At 70.3% G+C, this 10040-nt stretch carries 8 protein-coding genes; 7 read left to right on the top strand and 1 reads right to left on the bottom strand.

The genetic code is table 11. The features are described 5' to 3' along the window. The first annotated feature begins 174 nt into the window (after positions 1-174). The 3 genes from panD (at position 175) to AB0D18_RS33705 (ending at position 3842) form a co-directional block, all read left to right on the top strand. On the top strand, positions 175-645 hold the full coding sequence (gene panD, locus AB0D18_RS33715) for an aspartate 1-decarboxylase (protein ID WP_362427394.1): 471 nt from the start codon (positions 175-177) through the stop codon (positions 643-645). Between the two features lie 568 nt (positions 646-1213). After that, positions 1214-2413: a Cmx/CmrA family chloramphenicol efflux MFS transporter gene (locus tag AB0D18_RS33710; RefSeq protein ID WP_362427432.1), complete on the top strand. Its 1200-nt coding sequence runs from the start codon at positions 1214-1216 to the stop codon at positions 2411-2413. 85 nt (positions 2414-2498) lie between these two features. Further along, positions 2499-3842: a transglycosylase family protein gene (locus AB0D18_RS33705; RefSeq protein WP_362427391.1), complete on the top strand. Its 1344-nt coding sequence runs from the start codon at positions 2499-2501 to the stop codon at positions 3840-3842. Here the strand turns inward: AB0D18_RS33705 and AB0D18_RS33700 are convergent. Continuing rightward, entirely contained in the window at positions 3812-4840 is a 1029-nt protein-coding gene (locus AB0D18_RS33700; protein ID WP_362427389.1) for a DMT family transporter, read from the bottom strand. The genes AB0D18_RS33705 and AB0D18_RS33700 overlap by 31 nt on opposite strands. A gap of 203 nt (positions 4841-5043) precedes the next feature. Between AB0D18_RS33700 and AB0D18_RS33695 the strand changes: the two genes are divergently transcribed. From AB0D18_RS33695 to AB0D18_RS33680, 4 genes are all read left to right on the top strand, one after another. Continuing rightward, entirely contained in the window at positions 5044-5775 is a 732-nt protein-coding gene (locus tag AB0D18_RS33695) for an IucA/IucC family C-terminal-domain containing protein (RefSeq protein ID WP_362427386.1), read from the top strand. Positions 5776-5785: 10 nt separating this feature from the next. Continuing rightward, on the top strand, positions 5786-6967 hold the full coding sequence (glgA, locus tag AB0D18_RS33690) for a glycogen synthase (protein WP_362427383.1): 1182 nt from the start codon (positions 5786-5788) through the stop codon (positions 6965-6967). 29 nt (positions 6968-6996) lie between these two features. Then, the gene (glgC, locus tag AB0D18_RS33685) at positions 6997-8214 is read left to right on the top strand and encodes a glucose-1-phosphate adenylyltransferase (RefSeq protein WP_362427380.1); all 1218 of its coding nucleotides are present in this window, start codon (positions 6997-6999) and stop codon (positions 8212-8214) included. 152 nt (positions 8215-8366) lie between these two features. Further along, the gene (locus AB0D18_RS33680; protein ID WP_362427377.1) at positions 8367-9854 is read left to right on the top strand and encodes an SDR family NAD(P)-dependent oxidoreductase; all 1488 of its coding nucleotides are present in this window, start codon (positions 8367-8369) and stop codon (positions 9852-9854) included. Positions 9855-10040: the final 186 nt, after the last annotated feature.

Here is a 10040-nt window from a genome sequence, read left to right as displayed (position 1 = left end):
CTGCAGGGGGGACCCTGTGGGAGAGTAGGACGCCGCCGAACAATTATTGTGGGATAGCCCCGCACCAGGAAACTGGTGCGGGGCTTTTCTGCGTTCACGGAGTCGATTACTCTGACTGCGTCGGCGCGTACCCGATCTCGGGGCGCGACCCATTTATCGCTGGAGTGTGACGCCGTGCTGCGCACCATGTTCAAGTCCAAGATCCATCGGGCCACCGTGACCCAGGCCGATCTGCACTACGTCGGATCCGTCACCGTCGACGCCGAGCTCATGGAAGCCGCCGATCTGCTGGCCGGCGAGCTCGTGCACATCGTCGACATCACCAACGGGGCCCGGCTGGAGACCTACGTCATCGAAGGCGAACGGGGTTCCGGAGTCATCGGGATCAACGGGGCGGCCGCCCACCTCGTACACCCCGGCGACCTGGTGATCCTCATCAGCTATGCCCAGGTCGACGACGCCGAGGCACGCGGGTTCGAGCCGCGCGTGGTGCACGTGGCGGAGGGCAACCGCATCGTGGGGACCGGCACCGACATGGCCGAACCCGTACCGGAGGCGGCCGGGCAGGTGCGGAACCCGCAGGCGGTCCTGAAGAGTGTGGACTCGGCGGGCGTGGGCAGCCGCACCGGGAGAGAGTGGGGTTGATCCGCACTTCGACCAGACTCCGAAACTGGAGGTCGATCAGGCATGACCCAGCCGAACCCCGATCCCGTACCGCCTGCGCCGGTTCCGTCGCCAGGACCGATCGGGCCTGACCCCGGGCCGCTGCCCGGACCCGTGCCGGGACCCGCGCCCGGACCGCCCGGCCCCGCACCTGGCCCGATGCCGCCGCTGCCCGACCCCGTACCTCCGGGGCCCGGACCCGACCCGGCTCCCGAGCCGGCACCGGGACCGATGAGCTGAGCGCGGAGCGGGACGAAGACGGAGGAGGGGCCCTGTGCGGGCGTAGCGACCGCACAGGGCCCCTCTCGCTCTAAATCCGTGGCCCGTTAAATCAGTGGACCCGGTCGGGGCGCCTCACTACGGTGTCCCCGTGTCCAGTCCCGAGGCGTCAAGACTCTAGCCACCGGTCGTCCGGTGGCTTCTCGGCATGGTCGCGTGGGTTTTTCCGCGACCGTTTGCGACTGTTGCCCACCACCGGACCACCGGCGTCGTCAAGGCTGTGTCTCATCACGACGTCTGTGGAGCTTTGCTGTGCCGTTCGCTCTCTTACCTGCTCGCGCTTGCCGTTTTCGCGCAGGGCACCTCCGAATTCATGCTGTCCGGGCTCGGGCCGGACATCGCCCGGGACCTGGGCGTTTCCCTGCCGGTTGCCGGGTCGCTGACCTCGGCCTTCGCCGTCGGAATGGTCGTGGGCGCGCCGTTGATGGCGGCCCTGAGCCTGCGCTGGTCGAGGCGCAGGGCGCTGCTGGCGTTTCTGCTCGTCTTCCTCGGCGTCCATGTCGTCGGTGCGCTCACCGGCAGCTTCGGCGTGCTGCTCGCGACCCGGATCGCCGGTGCGCTCGCCAACGCCGGGTTCCTGGCGGTCGCCCTGGTGACGGCCACCGGCATGGCCGAGCCCCGAGCCAAGGGGCGGGCCACCTCCGTGCTCCTCGGCGGGGTCACGCTCGCCTGCGTCGTGGGCGTGCCGGCCGGCGCCTGGCTCGGACAGCTCTGGGGCTGGCGGGCGGCGTTCTGGGCGGTGGTGCTGCTGGCGGTGCCCGCCGTCGCGGGAATCCTGCACTCCGTACCGGGAGACTCGAAGACCTCGGGTGCTTCGGGCGTACCGGAAGGTGCCGCCGCGACCGGCCGTCCCGGGGTACGGGGCGAGCTGCGCGCGCTGCGCAGCACGCGACTGCTGATGACGCTCCTGCTGGGGGCGCTCGTGAACGGCGCGACCTTCTGCACCTTCACCTATCTCGCCCCCCTCTTCACAGGGGTCACCGGCTTCGGCGACATGTGGGTGCCCGCCGTGCTGGCGCTCTTCGGGCTGGGTTCCTTCGTGGGCGTCGCCGTGGGCGGCCGGATCGCCGACGTACGGCCCGTACCCCTGCTGGTGGGTGGGGGAGCGGCCCTGCTCGCCGGGTGGGTGCTGTTCGCGTGCACGGCGGCGCACCCGGTGGCGGCCCTCGTGCTCGTCTTCGTCCAGGGAGCGCTGTCGTTCGCGGTCGGCTCCACCCTGATTTCGCAGGTCCTGTACGCGGCCGGGGGAGCACCCACGCTGGCCGGGGGGTTCGCCACGGCGGCGTTCAACGTGGGGGCGGCCGTCGGGCCCTGGGCCGGGGGCGTCGCGATCAGGGCGGGGCTCGGGTTCCGTTCGCCGCTGTGGGTGAGTGCGGGTCTGGTGGCTGTTGCGCTCGTCAGCGCCGGTGCGGGGCGGCGCGTGTGGCTCAGGAATTTTGATTCCGCTTCAACTCCCGCGCGGGTGAAGTGAGTTCATGCCCTTGTCATGGTCCGCACCATGCCCGTACTTTTGCCGATTGCGACGTGTCGAGAAGTGCGAGTGGAGGAAGCGAGACATGGCCTCAAGCGGTCGTCACCGGCGGTACCAGCCCAGCCGTATCAACAACGCCTCGTTGACGGCGGCGGCCGGCGGCGTCGGCATCGCCCTCCCGCTCGTCGCCACCGGCACGGCCGGTGCGGCCCCCGTGGACATCTGGGAGAAGGTGGCCGCCTGCGAGTCCACCAACAACTGGAAGGTCAACACCGGGAACGGCTACTACGGCGGCCTGCAGTTCCGGCAGGCCACCTGGCAGGCGTACGGAGGCCAGGCCTATGCGCCGCGCGCCGACCAGGCGACCAAGGACGAGCAAATCGCCGTCGCCGAACGGGTGTTGAAGGGCCAGGGCCCCACCGCCTGGCCGGTCTGCTCGGTGAAGGCAGGACTGGTTCGGGGCGGAGACGCCCCCGACATCACCATCACGACCCAGGGCCGCAAGGCCCCCGCGCCGCCGGAGAAGAAGACCCCCGCACCGCCCAGGAAGAAGGCCCCCGCGCCGCCCGCCCGGCAGACGCCCCCGCCGAGGACGGACCCCGCTCCGCCCAGCCCCGCCCCGGGACCGGCCGAAAAGAAGGCCACCTACACCGTCGTCGGCGGTGACACGCTCTCCGGCATCGCCGAGACAGAGCGGGTTTCCGGCGGCTGGCAGCGGCTGTACGAGAGCAACCGCCAGGTCATAGGCGGCGACCCGGACGTCATCCGGCCGGGCCAGCGCCTGCTGGTACGCATCACCGCGCCGAGCAAACCGGACCAGAAGGACCAGCAGGACCGGACCGGCACAGCCCCCGGCACGGACACGCGCAAGAACGACAACAAGGACGAGAACGAGAAGAAGAACGACAGCAAGAACGGCAACAAGGGTGAGAGCCAGAACGACAACAAGAAGAAGGACGGGCCGCCGAAGAGCGGCGAGAAGCAGACCCGCACCGAGACGGTCTCCTCACGCGCGGCCCGCAAGACCGGGCTGAGTGCCCCGGTGGACGCCGACTCCAGCACCCCCTACCGGGCGGCCGGTTCGTCGTGGTCGAAGGGGTACCACACCGGCGTCGACTTCCCGGTGCCCACGGGCACGTCCGTGAAGGCTGTCGCCCCCGGCAGCGTCGTCTCCGCCGGGTACGCCGGTTCGTACGGCTACCAGGTGGTGATCCGGCACGCGGACGGCAAGTACAGCCAGTACGCGCACCTGTCCGCGTTCACCGTCCGCGAGGGCCAGAAGGTCGACTCCGGGCAGCGCATCGGGCGGTCAGGATCGACCGGCAACAGCACCGGGCCGCATCTGCACTTCGAAGTGCGGACGGGGCCCGGCTTCGGCTCGGACGTCGACCCGGTCGCCTACCTGAGGGCGGGCGGGGTCACCGTCTGACCCGACGGGCCATCCTGCTTCTGCTGTACGGGCACACCGGGGAGGAGCTCTGCCCAGGGCTCCTCCGCCGCCTGCGAGGCCTGTAGTGCCCGCGCCGCCTGCGAGGCTTGTAATGCCCGCGGGGTCTGCGAGGCCGGTGATTCCTGCGCCGCCTGTTCCAGCCGGGCCTGCTCCGTCTGCGCGTGGTTCGTCGTCAGCAGGATCAGGCCCGCGGCAGCGAGAAGGCCCGCGCCGAGGGCGAGGGCGGCACCCGTGGGGCCGTACCGGAACGACTCCCCGAAGAGGGCGAGGCCGACGGCGGAGGCGACCGCCGGGTTCACGACGGTCACCGTGGCCAGCGGTGCGGTCAGCCCCGCACCCCGGTAGGAGGCCTGGGACAGCAGCACGCCCGCCGTCGCGAACACCACCACCGCCGGCACGGCCTCCCACTGACCCGACAGTCCGTGCGAACTCCAGCCCACGGCAAGGGACTTGACGAACACCGAGGCGATCCCGAACGCCACTCCGGCCGCCCCGGCCAGCACCATGGAACGCACGACTGTCCGGCGCAGCCACCGTGCCACCGCGAACAGCACCGCGACAGTGGCGAGCGACGCGCCGGCCACCACCAGCTCCTCGCCGTCGGCCAGCGACTCGGCGTGTGCCGTGCCGGTCAGCGACAGCAGCCCCGCCAGGCCGACGGTCGCCATGAGCGCACCCCGCCACGCGAGGGTGCCCGCCCGCCGGTGCACGAACACCGCGGCGATCGGCAGCGCGAACACGATCGTCAGCGCTCCCATCGGCTGGACCAGACTCAGCGGTCCGTAGGCCAGTGCCCCGACGTGCAGCAGCGCTCCGACGCCGTTCAGCGACATCGCGACCCACCAGGCGGGGCGCCGCACGGGTGCGTAGGCATGGTTCCGGTCGGTGGCTGCGACACGCTCCTGGAGGACCGCCCCGATCGCGTACGCGACCGCGGAGACCAGCGCGAGGAGCACGGACAGCGCGAGAGCACTCATGTATCCACGATGACCCCTCGGAGCCTTCACGTCGTCATTCTCAAGCAGGCATGGGGCCGTACTGCCGACGTAGTACGTGAGTACCGCCGGACGCGGGCTGCGGTAATCGCCTTTCGTTGATCACCCCGGCATGGATACGGTGGTGGGGTAATGGCTGCGCCGTATTTACTGAAATAATTGGCCCTTGTGGTTGAAAGGCGGACATGATGGATTTTGTCGAGCTGTCTTCGGTGAACGGCTTCTTCGCGCTGCGGGCGGGGGCGGCGAAGGAACTGCCGGGCAGCGGCGGGCACGTGCCGCTCTCCCAGGTGTACGCGGGTGACACGGCGCCGCTGGCGTTCCGCATCGACAAGGTCGCCGCCCGGCTGCGCGCCCCCGAGCGGCGGGTCGCCGCCTCGATAGCGCACCTGGGGATCGTGGCCCGGCTCTGGTCGGTGGCGCTCGGGTCCGCCGCGTTGTACGACACGGTGCCCGACCTCGCCGCCGAAGGGCTGCACTGGAACCCGGACGGCAGCACGCCCGACGACCTGGTGCTGGTGTCACCGGTGCGGGAGCTGCCGGCGACCGCCGAGACGCTCCGTACGACACTCGTGGACGGCCACCTGCTGCCCCTCGCGGAGGCCTTCCAGCGGGACGGGAACATCTCGGAGCAGCTGCTGTGGGGCAACGCAGGGTCCGCGCTCGCTGCCGCTGTATCCCAACTCCGCTTGTGGTCCAGGGACATGGAGCGTCCCGAGGTGGGGAAGCGGGCCGCAGTGATCGCACACGAGGTGTTCGGCCATCCCGACCTGAATTCCACGGGCGCGCTCAAGGCGGGGTCGTTCCGGCGCAACAGCTGCTGCCTGTACTACCGCTGCCCGGCCGGCGGGCTGTGCGGCGACTGCGTTTTCGAGCGCGCCCCGCAGCGGTCTTCCGTGCGGAGCGGATCTGAGTGACCATCATGGGGTGAAAGTGGGACTGCTCACGCGCGAGTATCCGCCGGACGTCTACGGAGGCGCCGGCGTCCATGTGGAGTTCCTGGCCCGGGAGTTACGGGCCCTGGTGGACGTCCAGGTGCACTGCTGGGGCGAGGGCGAGGGGGAAGGTGCCGGAGGGGGTGTGACGCGCCACCGGCCCGATCCTCGTCTCGCACACGCCAACGACGCACTGCGCACCTTCTCCGTCGACCTCTCCATGGCAGCCGCCCTCGGGGGCCGCGACCTCGTCCACTCCCACACCTGGTACGCCCACCTGGCCGGACACTTCGCCAAACTCCTGCACGGCGTACCGCATGTGATGACCTGTCACTCGCTCGAACCGTTGCGCCCCTGGAAGGCCGAGCAGCTCGGCGGCGGGTACGCGCTCTCCGGCTGGGCCGAGCGGACCGCCGTCGAGGCCGCCGACGCCGTCATCGCCGTCTCCCGGGGCATGCGCACCGACATCCTCGACTGCTACCCGACGCTGGACCCGGCGAAGGTGCGCGTCGTGCACAACGGAATCGACACCACCCTCTACCAACCGACCGAAGCCACCGACGTGTTGGAGCGGATCGGGCTGGATCCCGAGCGGCCCTACGTCCTGTTCGTCGGCCGCATCACCCGCCAGAAGGGCGTCCCGCACCTGCTGCGCGCCGCCCGCGCCCTCGACCCGGCCGCACAGCTCGTGCTCTGCGCCGGAGCCCCCGACACGCCGGAGATCGGCCGCGAATTCCGCGAGCTGGTCGAGGAGTTGGAGCGGGCCAGGGACGGCGTGTTCTGGATTCCGGAGATGCTTCCCCGCCCCGATGTGGTGCAACTCCTCAGCCACGCCACGGTGTTCGTCTGCCCCTCGGTGTACGAGCCGTTGGGCATCGTCAATCTGGAAGCCATGGCCTGCGGCACCGCCGTCGTCGCCTCCTCGGTCGGCGGCATCCCCGAGGTCGTCGACGACGGGAGCACCGGGCTCCTCGTCCCGTACGAGAAGAAGCGGGCGGCCAGGCACCCCGAAGAGTTCGAGGACGCCCTCACCGAGACCCTGAACCGGGTGCTCGACGAGCCGGAGGCCGCGGCGCGCATGGGCGCTGCAGGGCGGGTACGCGCAGTGCAGGAGTTCGGGTGGGATGCCGTGGCGCGGCGTACCGCCGAGGTGTACGCGGAGTTGGTCAAGTGATCCTTGCTGGTTGACCCTTGGGGGCGGCGATGCGCGGTGGACCTTCGGTGCTCGGGATCGTACTGGCAGGTGGGGAGGGCAAGCGGCTGATGCCGCTCACCGCCGACCGGGCGAAACCGGCGGTCGTCTTCGGCGGCACGTACCGCCTCGTCGACTTCGTCCTGTCGAACCTCGTCAACGGCGACATCCTGCGCAACTGCGTCCTCACCCAGTACAAGTCGCACTCCCTGGACCGGCACATCACCACCACCTGGCGGATGTCCAGCCTGCTCGGCAACTACGTCACGCCCGTCCCCGCACAGCAACGGCTCGGCCCTCGCTGGTACTTGGGAAGCGCCGACGCGATCCTCCAGTCGCTCAACCTGGTGCACGACGAACAGCCCGACTTCATCGCGGTGTTCGGCGCCGACCACGTCTACCGGATGGACCCCCGGCAGATGCTCCAGCAGCACATCGACAGCGGCGCGGGCGTCACCGTCGCCGGGATACGGGTACCGCGCAAGGAGGCGTCGTCGTTCGGGATCATCACGCCCGCCGCGGACGGCACACGGGTGGAGCAGTTCCTGGAGAAGCCCACCGATCCGCCAGGACTGCCCGGTGACCCCCGTCGGGTCTTCGCCTCCATGGGCAACTACATCTTCACCACGAAGGTGCTTCTCGACGCGCTGATCAGGGACGCCGAGGACGAGGACTCGGTGCACGACATGGGCGGCAGCATCCTCCCGCAGCTCACCGAGCGCGGCACCGCCATGGTGTACGACTTCGACGACAACCACGTCCCCGGCGAGACCGCGCAGGACCACGGCTACTGGCGCGACGTCGGCACCCTCGACTCGTACTACGACGCCCACATGGACCTGGTCGCCGAACAGCCGGAGTTCAACCTCTTCAACCGGCGCTGGCCGATCTACACCCACTTCGGACAGCTGCCGCCCGCCCGGTTCTGCTCGGCCGGCATCGCCAGCGAGTCCGTCGTCGGTCCCGGCTGTGTGATCAGCGGCCAGGTCACGGGCTCGGTGCTCTCACCCGGAGTGGTCGTCGAGCCGGGGGCGGTCGTCCAGGGCTCCGTACTGCACGACAACGTACGGGTGGGACGCGGCGCGGTCGTGCGCGGCGCGATCCTCGACAAGAACGTCGACGTGCCGCCGGGAGCCACCATCGGCGTCAATCCGGAGCGCGACGCGCAGCTGTACACGGTGTCGAAGAACGGGGTGATCGCGCTGGGTAAGGGCCAGCAGGTCCCGTAGCCGAGCCGCCACCGGCGCCGTCACGCTCCGTGGTCGTACACCTCGTGGTTTGTCGCAGTCGCCCCTGCCTCCGTACGATTCCGCTTTTGAGGACTTCGGGAAATTCCGGCGGTCCTCGACAATGGACACGTGAACGAGAGACGGCAGCGGCGATGACGGTGACAGAGGGCGGCCCCGTGGAGCCCGTGGAGTACGGGCCCGGCATCGACCCGGAGCGCATGGCGCTGTGCCTCAGCGTCCTCGCGGAGCTCGACGAGCTCGACGTCGACCACCCCGACGCGATCACGATCCGCCGCGCCACCGCCGGGATCTACCGCACGGTGAAGCAGCGCCGCCGCCAGGACCGCCGTGCGGCCAAGACCGCCAACGACAAGGCGGTCACCGAGGCCACCGCCACCGGCTCCGCCGTGCGCATCGACGACGAGACCGAGGGCCTCCTGCCGTCGTCGGTCACCGAGGAGGGCCGGATCGCCGGGATACTCCAGCGGCCCCGCTCCTGCTACATCTGCAAGACCCGGTACGTGGAGGTCGACTACTTCTACCACCAGCTCTGCCAGCCCTGCGCCGCCCAGAACCGGGCCAAGCGCGAGGTCCGCGCGGACCTCACCGGCAAGCGCGCCCTCCTCACCGGCGGCCGCGCCAAGATCGGCATGTACATCGCGCTGCGGCTGCTGCGCGACGGCGCGCACACCACCATCACCACCCGCTTCCCCAAGGACGCCATCCGCCGCTTCAAGGCCATGGAGGACTCGGCGGACTGGATGCACCGTCTTGAGGTCGTCGGCATCGACCTGCGCGACCCCGCCCAGGCGGTCGAGCTGGCCGGGCGGGTCGCCGAAGCGGGCCCGCTGGACATCCTGATCAACAACGCCACGCAGACCGTGCGCCGGCTGCCCTCCGCGTACGCCGCGCTGGTAGACGGCGAGAGCGCCCCGCTGCCGCCCGGTGAGCTGCCCGCCCACCAGGTGATCGGCGCGTTCAACTCCGGCGCCGTCGACGGCCTCGCCGCACTGCCCCTGGGCGTCAGCGGTCTGGACGCACAGCAGGTCGCAGACCTGGCCCTGGTCGCGGGCAACGCCAGCGTCGAGCGGCACCGCGACGGCAGCGCCATCGACGCGGGCGGTCTGGTGCCCGACGTCGTCGACACCAACACGTGGGTGCAGACCATCGAGCAGATCTCCCCGGTGGAGCTGCTCGAAACCCAGCTCTGCAACTACACCTCGCCGTTCATCCTGATCAGCCGGCTGCGTCCGGCGATGGCCGACGCCGCCCGGAAGGCGTCCAGCGGGCGCGCCCACATCGTCAACGTCTCCGCGATGGAGGGCGTGTTCGGCCGCGGCTACAAGGGTGCCGGACACCCCAACACCAACGCCGCCAAGGCCGCCATGAACATGGTGACGCGGACCAGCGCCCAGGAGATGTTCCAGACCGACGGCATCCTCATGACCTCCGTCGACACCGGCTGGATCACCGACGAGCGCCCTCACTTCGACAAGCTGCGACTGGCCGAGGAGGGCTTCCACGCCCCGCTCGACCTGGTCGACGGCGCGGCCCGCGTGTACGACCCGGTCGTGCGCGGCGAGGCGGGCGAGGACCTCTACGGGATCTTCCTCAAGGACTACGCGCCCGCCAACTGGTAGAACCGGTCAGCGCTGCTAGATCCGGGCAGCGCTGCGCCAACGGGTAGACCCGGGCAGCGCTGCGCCGGCCCTCTGCTCAAGAAAGGCTCCAGGGCAGAGGGGGAGAGTGGGAATCCGTACCGGGCACCGCCGAAGGATCCGAGGCAACCCCTTGGACAAGGGCGGGTCGGGTACGGCAAATGGGGA

It is taken from the genome of Streptomyces sp. NPDC048442, assembly GCF_040651475.1.
Classification (GTDB): domain Bacteria; phylum Actinomycetota; class Actinomycetes; order Streptomycetales; family Streptomycetaceae; genus Streptomyces.
The sequence above is the reverse complement of the archived record's forward strand: the minus strand, read 5'-3'. Positions and strand labels throughout refer to the sequence as shown.

Bases quoted from the DNA above. Each gene is read 5' to 3' on its own strand.
- AB0D18_RS33705 (WP_362427391.1), top strand. From the start codon at position 2,499: ATGGCCTCAAGCGGTCGTCACCGGCGGTACCAGCCCAGCCGTATCAAC.
- AB0D18_RS33700 (WP_362427389.1), bottom strand. From the start codon at position 4,840: ATGAGTGCTCTCGCGCTGTCCGTGCTCCTCGCGCTGGTCTCCGCGGTC.
- AB0D18_RS33695 (WP_362427386.1), top strand. From the start codon at position 5,044: ATGATGGATTTTGTCGAGCTGTCTTCGGTGAACGGCTTCTTCGCGCTG.
- glgC (WP_362427380.1), top strand. From the start codon at position 6,997: ATGCGCGGTGGACCTTCGGTGCTCGGGATCGTACTGGCAGGTGGGGAG.
- AB0D18_RS33680 (WP_362427377.1), top strand. From the start codon at position 8,367: ATGACGGTGACAGAGGGCGGCCCCGTGGAGCCCGTGGAGTACGGGCCC.